General features: G+C 43.5%; 21 protein-coding genes and 1 pseudogene. 10 read left to right on the plus strand and 12 right to left on the minus strand.

All coding sequences use genetic code 11. The features are described from left to right. The first annotated feature begins 221 nt into the window (after window positions 1-221). Entirely contained in the window at window positions 222-998 is a 777-nt protein-coding gene (xni, locus tag AACW06_RS00985; protein WP_192073624.1) for a flap endonuclease Xni, read from the plus strand. A 101-nt stretch (window positions 999-1,099) separates the two neighbouring features. Here xni and rlmM read toward each other — a convergent pair whose 3' ends face one another. From rlmM to pomA, 7 genes are all read right to left on the minus strand, one after another. Then, complete coding sequence (gene rlmM, locus AACW06_RS00990) at window positions 1,100-2,191, minus strand: 23S rRNA (cytidine(2498)-2'-O)-methyltransferase RlmM (protein ID WP_168522987.1); 1,092 nt, start codon at window positions 2,189-2,191, stop codon at window positions 1,100-1,102. Continuing rightward, window positions 2,188-2,586, minus strand: a complete 399-nt coding sequence (locus tag AACW06_RS00995) for a DUF423 domain-containing protein (RefSeq protein ID WP_192073625.1) — start codon at window positions 2,584-2,586, stop codon at window positions 2,188-2,190. The genes rlmM and AACW06_RS00995 overlap by 4 nt, the downstream gene beginning before the upstream one ends. After that, on the minus strand, window positions 2,576-3,199 hold the full coding sequence (locus AACW06_RS01000) for an alpha/beta fold hydrolase (protein WP_192073626.1): 624 nt from the start codon (window positions 3,197-3,199) through the stop codon (window positions 2,576-2,578). The genes AACW06_RS00995 and AACW06_RS01000 overlap by 11 nt, the downstream gene beginning before the upstream one ends. Continuing rightward, the gene (locus AACW06_RS01005) at window positions 3,192-4,100 is read right to left on the minus strand and encodes a transcriptional regulator GcvA (RefSeq protein ID WP_192073627.1); all 909 of its coding nucleotides are present in this window, start codon (window positions 4,098-4,100) and stop codon (window positions 3,192-3,194) included. The genes AACW06_RS01000 and AACW06_RS01005 overlap by 8 nt, the downstream gene beginning before the upstream one ends. Window positions 4,101-4,499: 399 nt before the next feature. Then, entirely contained in the window at window positions 4,500-5,948 is a 1,449-nt protein-coding gene (gene thiI, locus AACW06_RS01010; protein ID WP_192073628.1) for a tRNA uracil 4-sulfurtransferase ThiI, read from the minus strand. 188 nt (window positions 5,949-6,136) lie between these two features. After that, complete coding sequence (locus AACW06_RS01015; protein WP_192073629.1) at window positions 6,137-7,081, minus strand: flagellar motor protein MotB; 945 nt, start codon at window positions 7,079-7,081, stop codon at window positions 6,137-6,139. A 12-nt stretch (window positions 7,082-7,093) separates the two neighbouring features. Beyond that, on the minus strand, window positions 7,094-7,858 hold the full coding sequence (pomA, locus tag AACW06_RS01020; RefSeq protein ID WP_192073630.1) for a flagellar motor protein PomA: 765 nt from the start codon (window positions 7,856-7,858) through the stop codon (window positions 7,094-7,096). A gap of 355 nt (window positions 7,859-8,213) precedes the next feature. On the opposite strand from pomA, the gene xseB reads away from it, so the two are divergent. Genes xseB through dxs form a run of 3 tightly spaced genes read left to right on the plus strand, consistent with a single transcriptional unit; the run spans window position 8,214 to window position 11,300 of the window. Beyond that, on the plus strand, window positions 8,214-8,456 hold the full coding sequence (gene xseB, locus AACW06_RS01025; protein WP_192073631.1) for an exodeoxyribonuclease VII small subunit: 243 nt from the start codon (window positions 8,214-8,216) through the stop codon (window positions 8,454-8,456). Window positions 8,457-8,512: 56 nt separating this feature from the next. Continuing rightward, window positions 8,513-9,397 carry a (2E,6E)-farnesyl diphosphate synthase gene (gene ispA / locus AACW06_RS01030; RefSeq protein ID WP_192073632.1) on the plus strand — a complete coding sequence of 295 codons (885 nt, stop codon included), beginning with the start codon at window positions 8,513-8,515 and terminating at the stop codon, window positions 9,395-9,397. 19 nt (window positions 9,398-9,416) lie between these two features. Beyond that, on the plus strand, window positions 9,417-11,300 hold the full coding sequence (gene dxs / locus AACW06_RS01035) for a 1-deoxy-D-xylulose-5-phosphate synthase (protein WP_192073633.1): 1,884 nt from the start codon (window positions 9,417-9,419) through the stop codon (window positions 11,298-11,300). Between the two features lie 115 nt (window positions 11,301-11,415). On the opposite strand, the gene truC is transcribed toward dxs, so the two are convergent. Further along, window positions 11,416-12,132 carry a tRNA pseudouridine(65) synthase TruC gene (gene truC / locus AACW06_RS01040; RefSeq protein ID WP_053310332.1) on the minus strand — a complete coding sequence of 239 codons (717 nt, stop codon included), beginning with the start codon at window positions 12,130-12,132 and terminating at the stop codon, window positions 11,416-11,418. Next, on the minus strand, window positions 12,126-12,446 hold the full coding sequence (locus tag AACW06_RS01045; RefSeq protein ID WP_168522996.1) for a YqcC family protein: 321 nt from the start codon (window positions 12,444-12,446) through the stop codon (window positions 12,126-12,128). Before AACW06_RS01045 ends, truC begins: the two co-directional genes overlap by 7 nt. A 118-nt stretch (window positions 12,447-12,564) precedes the next feature. On the opposite strand from AACW06_RS01045, the gene AACW06_RS01050 reads away from it, so the two are divergent. Continuing rightward, entirely contained in the window at window positions 12,565-13,605 is a 1,041-nt protein-coding gene (locus tag AACW06_RS01050) for a DUF3549 family protein (RefSeq protein WP_192073634.1), read from the plus strand. 10 nt (window positions 13,606-13,615) lie between these two features. Then, on the plus strand, window positions 13,616-13,915 hold the full coding sequence (locus tag AACW06_RS01055; RefSeq protein ID WP_053310334.1) for a DUF3301 domain-containing protein: 300 nt from the start codon (window positions 13,616-13,618) through the stop codon (window positions 13,913-13,915). Here the strand turns inward: AACW06_RS01055 and AACW06_RS01060 are convergent. After that, window positions 13,875-14,387 carry a GNAT family N-acetyltransferase gene (locus AACW06_RS01060; RefSeq protein ID WP_192073635.1) on the minus strand — a complete coding sequence of 171 codons (513 nt, stop codon included), beginning with the start codon at window positions 14,385-14,387 and terminating at the stop codon, window positions 13,875-13,877. The genes AACW06_RS01055 and AACW06_RS01060 overlap by 41 nt on opposite strands. A gap of 814 nt (window positions 14,388-15,201) precedes the next feature. On the opposite strand from AACW06_RS01060, the gene AACW06_RS01065 reads away from it, so the two are divergent. Both AACW06_RS01065 and AACW06_RS01070 read left to right on the plus strand, forming a co-directional pair. Further along, window positions 15,202-15,492: a hypothetical protein gene (locus AACW06_RS01065; RefSeq protein WP_192073636.1), complete on the plus strand. Its 291-nt coding sequence runs from the start codon at window positions 15,202-15,204 to the stop codon at window positions 15,490-15,492. 6 nt (window positions 15,493-15,498) lie between these two features. Continuing rightward, window positions 15,499-15,942, plus strand: coding sequence for a YaiI/YqxD family protein (locus AACW06_RS01070; RefSeq protein WP_053310461.1), 444 nt, complete (start codon window positions 15,499-15,501; stop codon window positions 15,940-15,942). A gap of 9 nt (window positions 15,943-15,951) precedes the next feature. Here AACW06_RS01070 and AACW06_RS01075 read toward each other — a convergent pair. Together AACW06_RS01075 and ykgO are read right to left on the minus strand one after the other, a co-directional pair. Further along, a pseudogene (locus tag AACW06_RS01075) lies at window positions 15,952-17,041 on the minus strand (AbgT family transporter). Between the two features lie 240 nt (window positions 17,042-17,281). Then, window positions 17,282-17,407, minus strand: coding sequence for a type B 50S ribosomal protein L36 (ykgO, locus tag AACW06_RS01080; protein ID WP_053310338.1), 126 nt, complete (start codon window positions 17,405-17,407; stop codon window positions 17,282-17,284). Between the two features lie 208 nt (window positions 17,408-17,615). On the opposite strand from ykgO, the gene tsaA reads away from it, so the two are divergent. Both tsaA and AACW06_RS01090 read left to right on the plus strand, forming a co-directional pair. Further along, window positions 17,616-18,311, plus strand: a complete 696-nt coding sequence (gene tsaA / locus AACW06_RS01085; protein ID WP_192073637.1) for a tRNA (N6-threonylcarbamoyladenosine(37)-N6)-methyltransferase TrmO — start codon at window positions 17,616-17,618, stop codon at window positions 18,309-18,311. Between the two features lie 122 nt (window positions 18,312-18,433). After that, window positions 18,434-20,149, plus strand: coding sequence for a proline--tRNA ligase (locus AACW06_RS01090; protein ID WP_192073638.1), 1,716 nt, complete (start codon window positions 18,434-18,436; stop codon window positions 20,147-20,149). Window positions 20,150-20,370 lie beyond the last annotated feature (221 nt).

Consider the following 20,370-nt stretch of genomic DNA (forward strand, 5'->3'; position numbering starts at 1 on the left):
CCATACCACTTGAAGTTACAGGTAGGCGGCCGTGAGCTCATACCCAATGAACATAGATAAACTATGTGATTGGGGTAAGCGGACGTCGCCACCCCCGCTGTAGTTTCAAGTAGGAAGGGGATATCGCTTCGCAAGGTTGGCAAGGCTAATAGAGATAAGGTAGTAATCTCTAGCGATATCATTACAATAAGGGCTCTCAATGCCCTTATTTTGTTGTTGCTATGTCCTTACACCTTGTCATTATTGATGCGCTCAACTTGATCCGTCGAGTCCATTCAGCTCAGCCTGATCCTAACGATATAGTAAGAACGATCGAGACCACATCACGCACTCTGCATCGCATCATTAACGAAGCTCAACCAACACACATTATTGCGGTATTTGATCATCACCTACAAGATAGAGGCTGGAGAGCCGAGATTCTTCCCAGTTACAAAGAAGGTAGAAAACCAATGCCAAAGCCTCTGCAACTCGGTTTAGAGTCGATTCAGCAGGCTTGGTGGGAATTGGGGATTGATTCATTACTGTCTGACGGTGATGAGGCCGATGATCTGGTCGCGACTCTAGCAACCAAAGTCGCCAGTCACGGAGAAAAGGTCACCATTATTTCGACCGATAAAGGCTACTGTCAATTACTGTCACCAACACTACAAATTCGAGATTATTTCCAACATCGTTGGCTTGATGCACCTTTTATTGAGCAAGAGTTTGGGGTAAAACCGCAACAACTAACCAATTATTGGGGGTTAACGGGAATGAGTTCGAGCCAAGTGCCCGGCATTCCTGGGGTGGGGCCAAAAGCCGCCAAAGAAATACTGACTCAATTTGATGATATAGAACAAGCTTACGCCAGCGATGAGTTGGCGAAAAAGTATCGCAAGAAATTTGATGAGCATATTGAGATGGCTCGTATTTGTAAACAAGTCGCGACCTTAAAAACCGATATTGAACTTGGCTTTAACTTGCAAGATATCCGTTTTATACCGAATAACCGTTGATGCTTGCTCAATAATATCAAACTGATAAAAAATAAATCATCACGATTAAAAAACGCTCCTTGCTTGGAGCGTTTTACTATTCACGGCATTATCACCAACGATTAATGCGGTGAAATGTTTGATAAACATTGCACATGCACCGTTATTTCTTCACGGTCATGGTACAAATGCTTAGCTTGCATACGGAATTTAACGCCATTTTCAATCAAAAAGACTTTCAGGTTTTCGATATCTTGCAGCACTTCATCATAGCGACCTTTCATAGGCAGCTTTAGGTTAAAGATGGCCTCTTTGGCCCAACCTTTAATGATCCACTGTCCCATCAAATGCGCAACACGAGCTGGCTTTTCAATCATGTCACACACAATCCAAGTCACATTTTTACGTGGTGGCTCAAACTTAAAACCATCCTCTGCATGGTGCTTCACTTGACCCGTTTCCATCAAACTTTCGGCCATTAAACCATTGTCGATTGCATGGACGAACATAGAACGTTTAACTAATTGATAAGTCCAACCACCAGGACACGCACCCAAATCAACCGCCCACATGCCTGATGCCAAACGCTCATCCCACTCTTCACGTGGAATAAACACATGGAAAGCCTCTTCCAATTTCAATGTCGAGCGACTCGGCGCATCGGCTGGGAATTTCAAACGAGGAATGCCCATAAAGAATGGTGAGTTATTATTGGTGTATGAATAGCCAACAAAACAGTGCCCAGGCTGAATAAAGCAAACATGCAATACCGGTTTTTTGCTCGACTCTTTAGCGTAAAGGATGCCTTTACCACGCAGCGCTTGGCGCAGCGGCACGGTAAATTTACGGCAAAACTTAAGCAGCTCTTTGGCTTCGTTGGTATCTGGTGTTTCAATACGAATATCACCACAACGAGGAAAATCTTCAAGCTCGGCTAATTGAGATAAAATTGGGGAGATACGGTCATCTTTAGGTAAATCACTAAATTCGGCTGCCACCGCAAACATTTGGCGAGCAAAGATCAAGGATTGGAAATCCAACTCTTTAATCAGTTTGTCTGCATCACCAGACTGGTAGCACTCAAACAGTACGTAGCCGGTATTGCTTTTTAAGCGAGGAAAACCAAAAACCTCTAATTTTGTCGCTTTATCTTGGATCTCTCCGGCACACTCTTTTTCAAAGCCGGCACGACAATAGAGCATTACGTGTTTCACTGGTTCACCTCTTTCATATTTAGTGCTGCATAGCTAAACAGTCCCCACCCCATAATGAAGAATAGGCCACCAATGGGAGTCACAGGACCAAACCATTTAATACCAGTTAACGCTAGTGCGTAAAGACTGCCGCTAAAACAAAGGACGCCGATAATAAAGCAAATCGCTGCAATGAAAAAATATTTTTGAGCTTTATCACCCATCGAAAACTGCAATAACACCCCACATGCTAAAATCGCCAACGCATGAATAAACTGGTATTGCACACCCGTTTCAAACACTCCCATCAAATACGGTGCTAGCAGAGACTTCAAACCATGTGCGGCAAACGCCCCTAAAGCGACCCCAGTTCCCGCGAAAACACCCGCCATAGTGAGTAATGACTTACTGCGCATAAGCAGCCTCCATTATGAATTGGCTTAAATACTCGACCGCTAAATTAATATTTCCTTGCTCGGTAAAGCCTGAACGTTTACGCGGCTTAAAGCTGTGATCACCATCGGGTAAAAATGTGACTTGCACGGATGGAGACAACGGAAAATCACTGAACTCATCTTTTTTGCCAAAAGTATCGCGCTCACCTTGTAAAATTAAACAAGGCTTGGTCAGTGTGGCAAGATGTTCACCCTTATACTTTTCCACTTTTCCCGGTGGATGAAAGGGAAAACCCAAACACGCCACCGCCGCTATCTGTTCATGATCCGCAAGCAAACTGGCCATTCGTCCACCCATCGACTTCCCACCAATCACGAGCGGCTTATCGGCATAGTGAGCAATCACTTCTTCAAATGCCGCCAAAAGCTTAGGCGCACGATCCGGTGGGCGTTTTTTACCATCCATCGCACGCGTTGCCATATAAGGGAAATTAAAGCGCACAACTTCGATACCCTTACTAGCAAGACCTTGTGCGACCGCCTCCATAAAAGCATGCTCCATTCCAGCGCCCGCACCATGTGCAAATAAAAAGCGCACGGATCCCGATTGGCCATTGAGCAAGACGTTATTCATCGAGCAGTTCCTCTTGCTCTCGTCGTGCTTTTTTCAACATCCAATCACGGAAAGTAGCAATCCTTCCCATGTCTGCTTGTTTTTCATGGCACACAACATAGAAAGCATTCTTGGTCATTAAGACTTCATCAAACGGAGCAATTAAACGCCCAGCATCAAGCTCTGGCTGCGCTAACACGTTATTACCTAGTGCGATACCTTGTCCATGCGCCGCCGCTTGCAGTACCATCGTCGAGTGACTGAAGATCGGACCATGATTAACATTGACGCTATCAAGGTTGTTTTCTTTGGTAAACTGCTTCCAATCTTTGCGCGAAGTGTCGTGCAGTAATGTATGACGAGAAAGGTCAGCCAGTGCTTCTAATGGTTTAGGCCCAAGTAACAGCGAAGGCGAACAAAGCGGAATTAAAAATTCTTGATATAACTTATCGGCACGCAAACCCGGCCAATTTCCTCGACCATAATAAATCGCCACATCAACATCATCGGTTAATGAACCTTCATCCATATCAACCGCTTTAATTCGCACATCAATATCCGGCTCTTGCTGGTTAAAGTCAGCTAAACGAGGCACCAACCACTGAATAGCAAAGCTAGGAGGTAAGCTAATGGTTAACGCTCCCTTTTCGCTACGTTCTAATACTTTATCTGTTGCTTCAGCTAATGCAGTAAAAATATCTTTTATATCCAGAAAGTAACTTTGCCCTTCCTCTGTTAATAGCAAAGAGCGATTTCGACGACGAAACAGTTTCAAACCTAAAAATTCTTCTAATGCTTTGATTTGATGACTTACTGCGGCTTGTGTCACAAATAACTCTTCTGCTGCTCGAGTAAAACTCAATTGGCGAGCCGCCGCTTCAAACACTTTCAGCGAGTTTAATGGTGGCAATCTTCTAGACATAGATACACTCGAAAATTAGATTAGTTTTTTTAATCTGAAACATTATAAATTGTCCATTGCCTAGCGGCCAGAGAAATTCTATATTTCACCCCGCAGCAAGGCCTGAACGGCTTGGTTCTCTCTAGAATCAATTGGCTTATTGTTGCGATGTTGTGTTTGCAAACTCGTATTTCGAGTTAGGTAGATTTCTACCATCCTGTTTTGTACAGATATCCCCTGTTGCAAAACAAATACTTCCTGTATTTATTTTTTGACCTGTCTGTCAAATTTTTTAGCACCGCCTTTAGGCGGTGTTTTTTTCTGTGCTAAATCTCGCAAACTAAGTCCGTAAAAAACGCCCATAAAAAAACCGCTAACGAGAACGCCAGCGGTTTACAGTGTTGCGTAGTAAAGGATCGGCTATGGACGATACACTTTTACGTTATCAAAACCTTGTTCTTTTAAGTACAACGCTTGCAAACGGCTCATCACACCACGATCGCAGTACAATAGATAAGTTTGTGATTGATCTAAGTCGCCAAACTGAGTCGCCAATTTGTAGAAAGGTAGATGCTTCACTTCCACACCTTCGATAACTAATGGCTTGTCATCTTCTTCATCAGGGCTACGAATATCCAAAACCACCGCGTTACCTTCAACTGCCGTTACTTGTTCAACTTCGGGTGCTTGCTCTTGACTCTCTTTTTCAATATCACGAATATCCATTTGACGAGCGTTGTAAACCACTTGCTCAAGGATAGTAAAATCAAACTTCGCTTCTTCCGCTTCCAGTTTGCCTTTCACTGCTTTTATTGTTGGGTTCTTAGAGATGACACCACAATACTCTGGCATGGTTTTCGCGAAATCTTCCGTACCAATATCACGCGCCACTTTGATAATGTCTTCTTTGTCCCAGTTAATCAGTGGGCGCAAAATCAACGTATCGGTAACACCATCAATATGACGTAAGTTGGTCAGTGTTTGGCTAGATACCTGTCCTAATGCCTCGCCGGTTACTAATGCTTCTATATTCAGCTTGTCAGCAATCATACCAGCGGCACGCATAAACATACGCTTCAACACCACGCCCATTTGGCCGTCATCAACTTTCTCTAAAATTTCAGCCACAACTGGTTCAAAATCGACAGAGATAAAACGTACTTTTGCAGAAGAACCGTATTTATTCCACAGATAATGAGCGACTTGCTTTACACCGATTTCATGCGCTGGACCACCTAAGTTAAAGAAGCAGTAATGCACTTTTGAGCCACGTTTGATGTGTAAGTAGCTAGAGACACCTGAATCAAAACCACCAGAAATTAAACTCAGTACATCTTCTTGAGTACCTAGAGGGAAACCACCTAAGCCTTTATAGCGAGCGATAACTTGGTTGAGCAATTCATCAGCAATTTCAATGTTGATTGTCACATCAGGATTTTTCAACTGAACTTTTGCACTTTCAACCGCTTGATTTAGACCACCACCAACGTAACGTTCAAGATCAATCGAAGTAAAGTCATGCTTACCGCGACGTTTAGCACGCACAACAAAGGTTTTACCTTCAATGTTATGGCGGCTCAACTCTAGTACCTGTTCGTAGATATCGTGCATGTCCTTAAATTCAGATTGCTGAACTTCAAGAATTTGCTGAATACCCGGAGTCTGAGTCAAAATTTCCAGTACTTCTTGGTAGTACTGGTTACTTTGTGACGTCACTTCGATATGATCACGGCGGTTAAAAACCGCGACAGACTCTGTACGACGCTTAACGATATTGCGAATATTTGACTCTAAAATCTTTGTGAAGCGCTTACGTACTGATTCACTTTTAACAAAAATTTCCGGATGGGGCTTAACAATAAATTTCATAGTTCTATTCGCAATATAATGGGGCAATGTAAGTAACGTCACACTTCACTGTTGTTTTTTCAGTTGATAGCAATGAGCGAACCTCTAAGGGCGCAAGATTATACACGAGATTTTCAGCAAGAGAAAAGCCCATAAAAAAAGACGAGCCTTTCAGCTCGTCTATGGTTTTACCGATTTAGCAGAGTAACCTATTGAACTGACTGAACTTCATCACTATATGTCGGTTCACCTTGCATAATACTTATTTCTACACGGCGGTTACGTGAACGCTCAGCTTCAGTATCATTCGGGCCAATAGGATCGGTATCAGCCATACCTCGAACGCGAAGGCGCTGATGCGAGAAACCGCGAACTTTTTCCATCTCTTGCGCTACAGATACTGCTCGTTGGGAAGATAAATCCCAATTTGAGCGATACAACTCTGAATCAATTCTCTGGTTATCAGTATGACCTGAAATGCGCACAGTCCCCGGAACATCTTTAACCAGGTCAGCAATTTGACGCACCAATGGCCGAAACTTCGGTTGCAAAAATGCTGAACCTTCAGGAAAAGCACCTTTTTCTCGGATCCGTATTACAAGTTGTTGGCCTAAGTTTTCGACTTCAATCGCACCTTGTTCGATTTCTCTAGAGAGTGCTTTTTTGATATTTTCCTCAACCACTTCCATCTCTTGCGACATAGCCTCTGACTGCTGTTGTTGCTGTTCTTCAGATTCAGTGTTTTGGTTATTCTGCGTTGAAGTGTCAGGTGATTGCCCACCATTCAACTCGCCTTGATCTCGTTGATTACCACCCGCTCGATCAGAATCCCCTTCTTGAAACTCCAGCGTTTGCTGAGTCACATCAATGGTTTGTTGCATGATGACATCAATGGGCGTTGGCTCTGGGCGACCAGGGCGGAACTCTTGAGCAATGATGCTAGTTCCCTTGGGAATATCTTTGACTTCAAGCCGATTTTGCACACCAAAGGCAAATTTCATTGAACCAGCGATTTGTTTGAATTTCAGTACATCCATCTCCGAGAACGAAAGAAGCAGTACGAAGAAGCACATCAGTAGTGACATTAAATCGGCAAAAGTTCCCATCCACAGCGGTAAACCGGGAGGAGGACATTTCGGTTTTTCATCATCCATTATTAACTCCCGTTATTCGTTATCGACATCAAGCACGCGTTTACCTTCATTAAGGTAATTTTTCAGATAGCCGTCAATCACCCTTGGGTTTTGACCATCTTGAATGGCTAATACACCATCCATGATTAGGCGGCGATTGAGCTTCTCTTGCTCTCGACGTAGCGATAACTTATCGGCAATCGGGAAGAAAATCATGTTAGACAGAACCGCACCATATAATGTGGTTAAAAGAGCAACCGCCATCGCAGGGCCTATAGATTTCGGGTCATCCATGTTGGATAACATTGCCACCAAACCAACCAGTGTGCCGATCATCCCCATGGCTGGTGCCACGTCACCAAACGCGCGAAATACACCAGCACCTTGTTCATGACGCTCATCGGTTAGGGCGATATCTTTTTGTAGCGCAGCGCGAACTACATCGGCATCATGACCATCGACCAGTAGGTCGATCCCTTTTTGCATAAAGCTATTGGATATTTCCATCTCTTCGAGTGCAAGAAAACCACCTTTACGTGCGGCATCGGCCATTTCAACAATTCTAGCGATCAAATCTTCAGGTTCATCGGCTTTGAATATGAACGCTTTTCCTGCCACTTTGGCTGCACCAAAAAACTGCCCCATGGTGAATTTCATTAACACAACAAATGTTGAACCACCGACTACGATCAAAATAGAAGTGACGTCGAAGAACATCATCAAACTTCCACCTAAGATCATCGCCATGATTACAAAAGCTATGCCACCAATCAGGCCTATCAGCGTTGCTAAATCCACAAAGCACTCCTCATGCTATCCATTTGCGACAATGAGTTTAAACTCGTTATCGGCATGCGCGTAAAATCTTTAAGTAAATTATTGGATCATACAGAAATTATCTCTATGCAGTTTATACCCAAATAACAAAAATATGCACGATTGGGGGCGCGCAGTTGTGGTCTAGATTCAAAGTAACAAACACAATTATTATAACGCGATATGAATTCTCGCACAGAGATGTGATCCGCTTTCTTTGCTAGAGTGTATTTTATAAGAAAAAAGATGGGCTTTTCTGACAAAAGTGACTGGTTAAATTTGACCATCACTACGCCCTAATGTAACTTTCGTGCATCTTTCCTTAAGTGAAAATACTATGGCGAGCAAGAAACCTGAAAACATGTCCTTCGAGGCGACCATTGAAGAACTCGATCATTTAGTGGAACAACTAGAAAATGGCGACCTCGCTTTAGATGATGCACTAAAAAAATTCGAACGTGGTATTGCTCTTGCTCGTGCTGGGCAAGGTAAACTCAGCGAAGCAGAACAGCGCGTGAGCATTCTCTTAAATGCAAGTGATGATGCCCCACTGTCCGACTTTACTGAACAGCCTGAATAACTTTTATCTGCCACAACCCTTTATCTGTCAAAAATAAACTAGTAGAAGATTGCTCTATGATTGAAGCGCTCAGCTCCTATCAACAAAGAAATAACGAACAGCTTGATCTATGGTTAGGCCAATTCCCCAACCAAAAACTGCCATTAATAGACGCCATGCGTTATGGCTTATTGTTAGGTGGGAAAAGAGCCCGACCTTATTTGGTGTACATTACAGGCCAAATGTTGGGTTGTACTCCAGAGCAACTTGATACTCCAGCCTCTGCTATTGAATGCGTTCATGCCTATTCATTAATTCATGATGATTTACCGGCAATGGACGACGACGAGCTGCGTCGTGGCAAAGCAACCTGTCATATTCAATTCGATGAAGCGACCGCTATTTTAACGGGTGACGCCCTACAAACCTTAGCCTTTACTATTTTAGCGGAAGGTTCGCTCGCCAAACAAGCTGAGCCACAGCGTATCAATATGTTTAAAGAACTCGCACAAGCTTCTGGTGCTCAAGGGATGTGCATGGGGCAAGCATTAGATTTAGCAGCAGAAAATCGTTGCGTGTCTCTTGAAGAGTTGGAAGAGATTCACCGTAATAAAACCGGTGCATTGATGCGTTGCGCGATTCGTTTAGGGGCTCTAGCAGCTGGTGAAAAAGGGGTAGCGATTCTTCCCCAGCTAGATCAGTACGCCGACGCCATTGGTCTCGCATTCCAAGTTCAGGATGATATTTTGGATATCATTAGTGATACTGAAACCTTAGGAAAACCGCAAGGCTCTGATCAACAGTTGCATAAAAGCACCTATCCTGCACTGTTAGGCTTGGAAGGCGCAATCGATAAAGCACATACGCTGTTACAGGAAGCACTTCAAGCCTTGCAAGCAATCCCCTATAATACAGAATCACTCGAAGAGTTCGCCCGATACGTCGTCGAGCGCAAGAACTAAACTATAAGCGCGCATAATTATGACTCTTGATATATCAAAATACCCAACGCTGGCTTTAGCAAATACACCAGATGAATTACGTAGCCTCCCTAAAGAAGTGCTACCAGCACTGTGTGATGAATTGAGAACCTATTTGCTCAATTCAGTGAGTCAGTCAAGTGGTCATTTAGCTTCCGGCTTAGGTACCGTTGAATTAACGGTTGCTTTGCATTACGTCTACCATACTCCTTTCGATCAATTAATTTGGGATGTGGGCCATCAAGCCTACCCGCATAAAATCCTCACTGGTCGTCGCGATAAAATGCCGACAATTCGTCAAAAAGACGGACTGCATCCATTTCCTTGGCGTGAAGAAAGTGAATACGACACCTTATCGGTTGGGCACTCTTCAACGTCGATCAGCGCAGCGCTCGGTATGGCAATCAGCGCTGGCCATGAAGGGAAAGATCGCAAAGTAGTGAGCGTGATTGGCGATGGCGCAATCACCGCTGGTATGGCATTTGAAGCAATGAACCACGCGGGTGACATTCACCCAGATATGCTAGTGGTACTCAATGACAATGAAATGTCGATCTCCGAAAACGTTGGCGCATTGAACAACCATTTAGCGCAAGTTCTTTCGGGCAGCCTTTACACCTCGATTCGTGAAGGTGGCAAAAAAGTGCTTTCGGGCATCCCACCAATTAAAGAGTTGGTACGCCGTACAGAAGAGCATTTAAAAGGCATGGTTGTGCCAGGCACTTTATTTGAAGAGCTAGGGTTTAACTACATAGGCCCGGTTGATGGACATGATGTCAATGAACTGGTCAAAACCTTAAAGAATATGCGTGAGCTCAAAGGTCCACAATTTCTGCATATTATGACCAAAAAAGGTAAAGGTTATGAACCCGCAGAAAAAGACCCTATCGGCTATCATGGCGTACCAAAGTTTGACCCAAGCCATTCAAGCTTGCCAAAAAGCAGTAACGACAAACCGACCTTTTCTAAAATCTTTGGCGATTTCTTATGTGATATGGCCGCTCAAGATCCAAAACTAATGGCGATCACACCTGCCATGCGTGAAGGCTCTGGTATGGTTCGTTTCTCTAAGGAATTTCCTAAGCAATATTTTGATGTTGCGATCGCTGAACAGCACGCGGTGACACTGGCAACCGGTATGGCAATTGCTGGTAACCATCCTATCGTCGCGATCTACTCTACCTTTTTACAACGTGGCTATGACCAATTAATCCACGATGTAGCGATCATGGATTTGCCAGTCATGTTTGCAATAGACCGTGCGGGCCTTGTCGGTGCTGATGGTCAAACACACCAAGGCGCATTTGACCTTAGCTTTATGCGCTGCATTCCCAATATGGTCATTATGGCTCCTGCCGATGAAAATGAATGCCGTCAAATGCTCTATACCGGTCATCAACACTCTGGGCCAAGTGCGGTTCGCTACCCACGCGGTAATGGTATGGGTGTTGAAATTCAAACCGAATTTAGTGCGCTAGAAATAGGTAGAGGACGTGTATTACGTCAGCGCGATGAGAATATTGCCGATACAAAAATCGCCATTCTAAGCTTTGGTACTTTCCTACAAAACGCATTACAAGCGGCCGAACAGCTCAATGCAACCGTTGCAGATATGCGCTTTGTTAAGCCACTTGATGAAGAGTTAATTCGTCAACTTGCTACCGATCATGATGTATTGGTCACCATCGAAGAAAATGCAATCGCTGGCGGCGCTGGCGCTGGAGTACTTGAATTTATGATGAAAGAGAAGCTCTTAAAGCCTGTTCTCAACCTCGGTTTGCCGGATGAATTTATTGCTCAAGGTTCGCAAGAAGAGCTGCATCAAGAGTTAGGCTTAGACGCCAAAGGCATTATTGCCTCAATTCAAGAGTATGTAACGAAGTAACTGTCGTTGAATGAGCCATAATAGCTCTCTGAATAACATCAGATTAAACTACACAGAACCAGCTAAAAGTTCAATTGTAGAAGCCCTCGCCAATGCGAGGGTTTTCTTTTAAAACTTACAGTGACCACTCGAATTCAGTAAATAACCGCTGCCAAACTTCATCAAAGTTCGCTTTAAGCACTAATGCTTCCCCCGTAAAGGGGTGAGTAAAACACAATTCAGAGGCATGAAGCATGAGTCGCTGCGCATCATAATGCTCTCGAAATAAACGATTGTGCTTACCATCACCATGAGTAGTGTCGCCAATGATAGGGTGACTCAAATGGTGCATATGACGACGCAGTTGATGCTTACGTCCTGTTTTCGGCTTCATTTCCAACAAACAATAACGACTGGTTGGAAAACGCCCAGTAGAATAAGGCACTTCAATACTAGCTATAGGTTGATAAGCAGTAATTGCTTCTTGGGCTTCTTTATCTTGCTTAGCAAATTTATCAGCGATTTTGTCCAACTCAACTTTGAGCGGGTAATCCAATACATCGCCCTCTTCAATCCAACCCCGTACGATAGCGTGATAGGTTTTTTCCATCTCATGATTGGCAAACATTGGCATCACTTGTGAGGCAACCTCACTTGAGAGCGCAAAGACCAATACACCAGAGGTTGGGCGATCTAAACGATGCAAAGGAAAAACATGTTGACCAATTTGATCGCGTAGCGTCTGCATGACAAATTGTGTTTCATGCTTATCGAGCCACGAGCGGTGAACTAACATCCCCGCAGGTTTATTCACGGCAACCAAATACTCGTCTTGATAGATAATCTCTAACACGCTTTACACACCTCATCGATATACGTGACCAAAGCAATCACCTTAGAGAATTCAGGCTGGTGCTTCCAAGTTTCTTCAAAATAAGGCGCAATAGAAAAATCACTTGGCAGCGTTGCTTGCTGCTCAAGTAACGCCGACATTTTCGGAATAAACACCCATTGCAACCACTGTTCTGGTGCTAAAGTATCAATCGCAAAAGGCTCGTTACTCATTAATGCCTCTCGTGAAGGTGATTGTGGTTGCCACACACCACATTGACGCAATTCTGTTTCTAATTGTGTTAATGCTCTGGCAAGTTCTGTATTTATTGTCATTATTTACCGCGTTAATTCACTCTGTGACCTTGAAAATTGGCCATAGAGTACCATTTATTGTCACAACAAAGTGATTACAAAAGGCAAGTTCAAAGCCGATGATGAGGACCCAATAGTCATGGACACCATTCATACCCTAACTCAACTGCTCAAAAATAGTGGCAATCAATACCGAGTGTTTGATTTGGGTCGCCGCATCAAAAACATCGATAATACGCAATTTGAGTTGGTAGAAAAAGGCCAACAACCATACCCCTATCCACTTCAGCGCCATGCACATTTGGCCATTGCTTATTGGAATGAAGAAAAACAGCCCTGGATCTGGTTTTTAAAATTTGCTTTAGACGAGCGTGGGTTACTGAAACAAACTGACATTGGCAATTTCATTAAGTACGTGCTTGAAGCGATGGGCTCTCGGCTACAAGGAGATCTCAGCGAAGATCAACAACAAAAATTAGCCAACAACCCTTACACATTTAAACCCTCAGAAGACAAAATGGCTGTCTTTCATAGCCAGATTCGTTCTCAATTAGCTTTAACCGCTAGCCAATATTATGAACACGCTCAACATTACTTTAGCGGAGACCTTGGCTGGGATAATTGGCAGACGGTTGGCTTACAAGGCATTACCGATATTTGCGCACGCTTAAACAAAGAGCAAAATGGCGTATTAGTGCGTAAAGCGATAACGGCATTACCATCACAACCGCTGTATGCCTTATTGGGGGCATTAGAGCACACCGAACTGCCAGAAAAACTTGCACAACGTGTTGCTGAAATGGCAGAGCAACAAATTAACCATGCCGAACCCGATCTGTTCTTACTCTCTGCGTTAGTGCGGGCTTTATCTGGTGCGGATAATAAAACCTTACAAACAACGGTGAATGCTATCTTGCGCAGTCCCCGCTTGAGTCATCAGGAGGTTCTAATTGGTATTGCTGGGCGCGCATGGCAAGTACTTCAAGACCCTAACATTGCGCAGCAATTTTTACTGCGTTTGGCTCAAACGGGAAATCAAGCACTGTTCAACCAACTGTTTGCAGACTTGGTGATGCTTCCTGAGTTGAGAATGGTACTGTTACCTTTGCTTCACTCCAGTCCGACAGAAGAGTTGGCGAACGCCTTAATTCTTCTGCAACAAGCAACGAAGGCCCAGTAAAGGTATGTTCATGCTAAGCGATTTATTGGCGATAGTATTACTCAGTTTTGGTTGTTTTTTATTTTGGCAACAGCGCCGCCAAGCGGAGCTAGCCAAAGAAGCGATCAGCCGAAAATGTAAACAGCTCGACTTGCAACTTGTGAGTGTCGCTTTTGGGCGCCACAAACTAAAAACGCCAGAAGGAGTCTGGCGTTGGCATACGGTATATTTATTTGAGTTTTCAGCATTAGGCGATGACTGTTATCAAGGTGAACTGAAGATGTTTGGTTTTACACCATCAGCCTTTCATTTACCGCCACATCGGATGTAAATTCAAAAATAAAATAAGGGCCAAAAATATCTTCTTTTTCCCCCTTCAATGTAAAGCCGATTTTTTTCAATACCTCAATCGATGCGCGATGGTCAATATTGACCATCGCTTTTAGCCGACTGAGCTGTAACTGATGACATGCGGTAGGAACAAACGCTTTCAATGCCTCAGTGGCAATACCTTTGCCCCAGTACATTTTGTCAAAAAGAAACCCAAGCTCCGCGCCACCCTCGTCTAACTCAACAAATATGTGACCCATATATTCACGGTTGTAACCATCAAGCACCGCCATCGCATATAAATTGGGATCATGTAAAACACGTTGGAAAAGTTGCTTAGCGGAAGCTACAGTTTTAGGACCATTCATCTGAGCTCGGTTTTTAGCACAACAATTAAGCATCAAAAAATCAGATTCTAAGGAATCTGTATAGGGAAGAAGTAGTGTCCTTCGGGTTGCGGTCGTCACGTACAATCCTTGTTAGCAGCAAAATAGCATCGGAAGTTATCGATATTGATACTTTGCAAAAGAAGCCGAAAATTAAACTAAGCGAACGATGAAGTAATTGATCTAGATTATTTTTAAATCGTTATTATTATGATGTATCTAGTAAGAGTAATCGTTTTTGATGCAGTATCACATGTATAAGAAAAGCCTCAACACATAGGTGTCGAGGCTTATGATCTTACTCGCAGCAGTCCGGCTACTAATATCTGCTCCATGCATCATCCGTAATAGTGGCTGAATTCCTCAGCGTATCCTGCTTCGCCGTCCTAGCGGTGTCCTATTCGTCCTGAGCACTTACTGTCCTAGCAAGCACACATCACTTGTTCCTTGAGCGGTGTCCCTGACATCATCCTGATGTTCGTCCTACCTCAAGCTAGAGGCGTTCCTCATCAATCCATTGCAATCTACACCTTGTAGATTGTCATATCCGTACTCGTCCAGCATCCTGCTCAGTTACTTATCCTTAGTAACTGCTCTTCATCCTAAAGTGCATCGTTCCTTGATGCTTTCCTATTCCGCGTCAAACTCCCTTCAACGAAGTTAAATTTACCCGTTTACCAAAGAGAAACAATGATCGCCTAACTATATATTTTTAAACAACCTAAACAAAAAAACATCAATCCATTTAAATTCAATTAGTTAACAAAACAAAAATAGCCAAATATCCATTTGAAAACGTAATTTCTCACACTGAATGTAAGCGATCTCTTACAGCACTTAGCTACTTTTGCGATGCTCAAATAAAAGGTAACATTGCCACAACCCACGATAAGGACAAAATATGCTCACAAAAGATGTTTCGCAAGAACTAGAAACCGTATTCGCAAGCTTACATCAACAAGGAAAAGAGCCGACTGTCGCACTGGTTAAAGCTCGTTTAACCACATCCATTCCGATGCCTGTTATTATTGCTGCAATCAAAAGTTGGAAGAACGCACAACGCATTCCTAAGATTGAAGTGGCAACCAAGCAGAGTGATAGCGATAGAGTGGCAAAATTAGAGTCGCAAGTGGCTGAGCTTTTAGCTAGAGTCGCCACACTTGAAGCTCAATTAGCCGATAAAGAGAAGTAAATAATGATGAAAATTTGGGTGGATGCCGATGCGTGTCCGAAAGTGATTCGAGAAACCATCGTGCGAGCTGCGGAAAGAACTGGGGTTGAATGTACATTTGTCGCTAACCACGTTGTACCAGTTCCTAAGCGTGCCAACATTCATTCATTGCAAGTTCCAAGCGGTTTTGATATTGCCGATAATGAGATCGTAAGACGAGTTGAAGTGGGAGACTTAGTTATCACTTCAGACATTCCTCTCGCCGATGAAGTCATCACCAAAGGTGGTTTAGCGTTAAGTTCTCGGGGTGAGCTCTACACCAAAGATACCATCAAAGCACGCTTGAACATTCGTGATTTTATGGAAACCATGCGCTCAAGTGGTATTCAAACTGGTGGACCGAATGCGCTCTCTCAAACCGATAGGCGTGAATTTGCGAACCACCTTGACCGTATTTTAGCCAAGCGATGAATCATACATCTAAAAAAACCTGCGATAATCGCGGTTTTTTTTAGGTACATTGAGTTTAGGGGTATAAAACGTTGCCGCACCAGGTCCAACAGGAAGGCCCAATAGGAACAACCAAATGTAGAACAGCAAGCTCCAACCCACCATAAAGCAGATTAAATATGGCAGCATGGTGGCAATCAAAGTACCAATGCCCAAGTTTTTCATGTAACGCGTCGCGACAGCCAAAATAAGATCAAAGTAGCTCATTATTGGGGTAATAATATTGGTAGCTGAATCACCAATACGATACGCCGCATGGATAGTTTCTGGCGCATACCCACTAGCATCAACATAGACACAAAAATTGGCGCAGTTACCGCCTACTGAGCAGAAGCCGAACCAATCATTAGATTGATAAAACCACACATCAAAATAAAGGCAAAAAACAGCATGGGTCCGGTCAGGCCAACATTTTGTAAGAAGTCAGCACCTGCGACGACAAATACTTGACCAAAGCTGGTCCATTTAAAGAAAGCAACAAACTGCGCGGCAAAGAATACCAACACGATGTACATGCCCATTGAAGACATCGATTTAGAGATTGCATCAATGACATCACGATCATTATTCATGGTGCCAACGACCTTGCCATATACAAAGCCTGGAATCGCGAAGAAAACAAAGATAAACGCCACGTGACAGTTACCATACGCTTCGAAACACCCATCACCAAACCACGCATTGCAGCAGACAATAGACCTGAATACTCCGCAATCGCAACACCTAGCATAGCCACCAATACCGTGCCTAAAGGAGCAAAGCCAACAAAGTTTTTAACTAGGTTAGTCACGATCAGTTGTAAGCCTTCAGCATTAAAAAAACTCACCACATGAATCATACCATCAGCCGCTCGACCCGCTGCACCTTCTGGGCGAGGGTCAACAACCGAAACACCAAAGTATCCTGCGACACCTGACGAGATAAGTATTGCCACACAAAAAATGGCAAATAAAGTGATTGGATGAGGTAATAAATTCCCCAAATATTCGACGCTATCCAAGAAACGAGTAAATAACGGTTTCTTAGGCACATTTTGCTTAATTGAAGCTGATGAACTCATCAGTTCCCTCCTTGTAGTTATCCCTGTCCCTTTATGATAGAAATATCAAAAAAATGCAGAGGATTACTCGAGAGGAACACGTAATTGAAATTTAAGATGTTACAAAAGTTTGCAAAAACCACTCACATTAACTAGTTACACATCCATTTTCAGATTACTCAACAATTAAACCGTATAAATTAAAACCAATATATAACCCAAACCAATCACTCACTAAAAAACACGACAGGTTAGTACGTGCTAACGCTGCACTGCTTTAAATCGTGGGTTCGATTTACAAATCACATACATACGACCACGACGGCGTACAATTTGACAATCAGGATGACGTGATTTTGCACTTTTGAGTGAGCTTAGAACTTTCATTGTGGATTCCTTACTTTGTGAGCGAACTCGTTTTATCAACCATTTATTTTCTTAACCTAAAACGCTTTATGGCTGAACGATATGGATAAAAGGTATTGAGCACCGATTGTTATGTTATAACATTTTAATTAATAATAATTATCAACAAGAAATGCAAGTACAAATGTGATATTTTCTTCTTCTATTCAAACAAACGTGAATGACTTGCATGTATACCATCGCCCCAATTGGCATAATCGAAAGCCCGTATAAAGAAAAATTTGCAGTTCCTCGTCAGCCACGCTTGGTGCCTAGTGCCACCGCCAGAGTTAAGCTAACGGGCGATGCTAACTGCTTAGAGGCCGTAAGAGGAATTGAGCAATTCAGCCATATTTGGCTCCTGTTCTTGTTTGATCAAAATTTAGACGCAGGATGGAAACCAACCGTACGTCCGCCACGATTAGGGGGCAATGAACGGATGGGAGTTTTTGCTTCGCGAGCGACCTTTCGCCCCAATGGCATTGGTATGTCCGCGGTTGAGCTAAAAGGTGTGATTAAACAAGGTGAACATATTTACCTTGAATTAGGCAGTGTTGATTTAGTCGATGGCACGCCAATTATCGATATCAAACCGTATATTCCCTATTCTGACTCGATTGAGAACGCGGTGGGTGGTTATGCAGAAAAAGCGCCCGATAAAATCAACGTCACTTTTAGCACACCCGCATTGGTAGTACTTGAAAAACACTCAAATTATCACATGGTCAAGGCGGTCATTGAGCAAGTGCTCTCGCAAGATCCTCGCCCCGCTTATAAAAAAAACAAGCAAGATGACAAAGAATATGCGGTAAATCTGTTCGATCTGAACGTAAAATTCACCATCACAAACAACTTAGTATCAGTAACCGCAATAGAACACTTTTGACAAAGGCGATTGGCTGATATTATACACGGCTAAACCGAATCCCCTTTTCTAGGGTATCCCTATGCTGAGCTTGGTTTTCAGACCAAACAAAGCAGTTAATTTATGATGGACGGATATAATTAATGCGTACCAGTAAATATCTTCTTTCAACCTTGAAGGAGACCCCAAACGACGCAGAAGTCATTAGCCACCAGCTAATGCTACGTGCAGGTATGATCCGTAAGCTAGCTTCAGGTTTATATACTTGGCTACCTACTGGTCTACGTGTGCTGCGTAAAGTCGAAAACATCGTTCGTCAAGAGATCGACAATGCAGGTGCAATTGAAACCTTGATGCCCGTTGTTCAACCGTTTGAACTATGGGAAGAGACAGGCCGCTCTGAAAAAATGGGCGCTGAGCTACTTCGCTTTACTGACCGCCATACTCGCCCGTTTGTACTTAGTCCGACAGCTGAAGAAGTGATCACCAGCCTTGTGCGTAATGAAGTTAATTCATACAAACAGCTGCCACTGAACCTGTACCAGATCCAAACAAAATTCCGTGATGAAAGACGCCCACGTTTTGGTGTGATGCGCGCACGTGAATTCTCGATGATGGATGCATACAGCTTCGACATCGACAAAGACGGACTGCAAAAATCGTATGACATTATGCTTGATGCTTACTGCAAAGCATTCGACCGCATGGGGCTTGATTACCGCGCAGTACTGGCTGATAGCGGTGCTATTGGCGGTAGTGGCTCTCAAGAGTTCCACGTACTGGCAGAAAGCGGCGAAGACCTCATCGCCTTCTCAACCGAGTCTGACTATGCAGCGAACATCGAAAAAGCAGAAGCAATTGCACCAGCCATTGAATGTGCTGCTCCTACGCAAGAGATGCAATTAGTCGACACACCAAATGCTAAGACAATTGCAGAGCTTGTTGAACAGCATGGCCTTGCTATCGAAAAAACAGTAAAAACGTTATTCGTTAAAGCGTCAGATGAAATCGATGCCGACATCATCGCATTAATCATCCGTGGCGATCACGAGCTTAATGAAGTGAAAGCGGAAAACTTAGCCGAAGTCGCCTCTCCTTTGGAAATGGCAACAGAAGAAGAGATCCGCGCACTGATCGGCGCAGGCCCTGGCTCTTTAGGCCCTGTAGGTTTAGATCTGCCATTTATTGTTGACCGTACTGTAGCGGTAATGAGCGACTTTGGCGCTGGTGCTAACATAGACGGTAAACACTACTTCGGGATTAACTGGGGTCGTGACGCCGAACTAGGCCAAGTCGAAGACTTACGCAACGTTGTTGAAGGTGACCCAAGTCCATGTGGCCAAGGTACCATCTTGCTAAAACGTGGTATTGAAGTCGGTCATATCTTCCAGTTAGGTACTAACTACTCTGAGAAGATGAACTGTGGCGTACTAGATTCAAACGGTAAGAATGTCATCCTAGAAATGGGCTGTTATGGTATCGGTGTTTCACGTGTTGTTGCTGCGGCAATTGAACAAAATAACGACAAATTCGGCATTATCTGGCCTGACGCTATCGCACCTTTCCAAGTCGCGATCGTACCAATGAACATGCACAAATCTGAGCGAGTTCAACAAGCGGCTGAAAAACTATATGCAGAACTGTCAGCGGTAGGGATTGAAGTATTGTTTGATGATCGTAAAGAACGCCCTGGCGTAATGTTCTCAGACATGGAATTGATCGGTGTTCCTCATACCATCATTATTGGTGACCGCAGCATGGACGAAGGCAACTTCGAATACAAACATCGCCGTACGGGCGAGAAATCTGCCATTGCGATGGATGGAGCGGTTGAGTTTATCAAATCTCAACTTGCCTAACATCATAGCCATTGTTTGAAAGGTTGCCTTTATGGCAACCTTTTTTATTTGTGCCATTTATTAGGGCGTGTTGATCTTTCGTGAGTGTTTTTTAAACAGCATGGTAAAGAGTTATAATTTGCTTCGCCAAAAGTAAAACCATAACCAATACCATGCCAAGAACAATGCTAACTGATATTCGCTGGGAACTGCTACTCCAAGTTATGAAAAGTACAGGTCGT

Origin of the sequence: Vibrio sp. S12_S33 (assembly GCF_963889785.1) — a bacterium.
GTDB classification, from domain to species: Bacteria; Pseudomonadota; Gammaproteobacteria; order Enterobacterales; family Vibrionaceae; genus Vibrio; species Vibrio aestuarianus.

What these genes read in the sequence shown, in the direction of transcription:
- AACW06_RS01005 (WP_192073627.1), bottom strand. Translation starts at nt 4,100, where the DNA reads ATGTCTAGAAGATTGCCACCATTAAACTCGCTGAAAGTGTTTGAAGCG.
- AACW06_RS01015 (WP_192073629.1), bottom strand. Translation starts at nt 7,081, where the DNA reads ATGGATGATGAAAAACCGAAATGTCCTCCTCCCGGTTTACCGCTGTGG.
- dxs (WP_192073633.1), top strand. Translation starts at nt 9,417, where the DNA reads ATGACTCTTGATATATCAAAATACCCAACGCTGGCTTTAGCAAATACA.
- AACW06_RS00995 (WP_192073625.1), bottom strand. Translation starts at nt 2,586, where the DNA reads ATGCGCAGTAAGTCATTACTCACTATGGCGGGTGTTTTCGCGGGAACT.
- xni (WP_192073624.1), top strand. Translation starts at nt 222, where the DNA reads ATGTCCTTACACCTTGTCATTATTGATGCGCTCAACTTGATCCGTCGA.
- ispA (WP_192073632.1), top strand. Translation starts at nt 8,513, where the DNA reads ATGATTGAAGCGCTCAGCTCCTATCAACAAAGAAATAACGAACAGCTT.
- AACW06_RS01065 (WP_192073636.1), top strand. Translation starts at nt 15,202, where the DNA reads ATGCTCACAAAAGATGTTTCGCAAGAACTAGAAACCGTATTCGCAAGC.
- thiI (WP_192073628.1), bottom strand. Translation starts at nt 5,948, where the DNA reads ATGAAATTTATTGTTAAGCCCCATCCGGAAATTTTTGTTAAAAGTGAA.
- tsaA (WP_192073637.1), top strand. Translation starts at nt 17,616, where the DNA reads ATGTATACCATCGCCCCAATTGGCATAATCGAAAGCCCGTATAAAGAA.
- ykgO (WP_053310338.1), bottom strand. Translation starts at nt 17,407, where the DNA reads ATGAAAGTTCTAAGCTCACTCAAAAGTGCAAAATCACGTCATCCTGAT.
- AACW06_RS01000 (WP_192073626.1), bottom strand. Translation starts at nt 3,199, where the DNA reads ATGAATAACGTCTTGCTCAATGGCCAATCGGGATCCGTGCGCTTTTTA.
- AACW06_RS01070 (WP_053310461.1), top strand. Translation starts at nt 15,499, where the DNA reads ATGAAAATTTGGGTGGATGCCGATGCGTGTCCGAAAGTGATTCGAGAA.
- AACW06_RS01055 (WP_053310334.1), top strand. Translation starts at nt 13,616, where the DNA reads ATGCTAAGCGATTTATTGGCGATAGTATTACTCAGTTTTGGTTGTTTT.
- AACW06_RS01050 (WP_192073634.1), top strand. Translation starts at nt 12,565, where the DNA reads ATGGACACCATTCATACCCTAACTCAACTGCTCAAAAATAGTGGCAAT.
- AACW06_RS01045 (WP_168522996.1), bottom strand. Translation starts at nt 12,446, where the DNA reads ATGACAATAAATACAGAACTTGCCAGAGCATTAACACAATTAGAAACA.
- AACW06_RS01090 (WP_192073638.1), top strand. Translation starts at nt 18,434, where the DNA reads ATGCGTACCAGTAAATATCTTCTTTCAACCTTGAAGGAGACCCCAAAC.
- xseB (WP_192073631.1), top strand. Translation starts at nt 8,214, where the DNA reads ATGGCGAGCAAGAAACCTGAAAACATGTCCTTCGAGGCGACCATTGAA.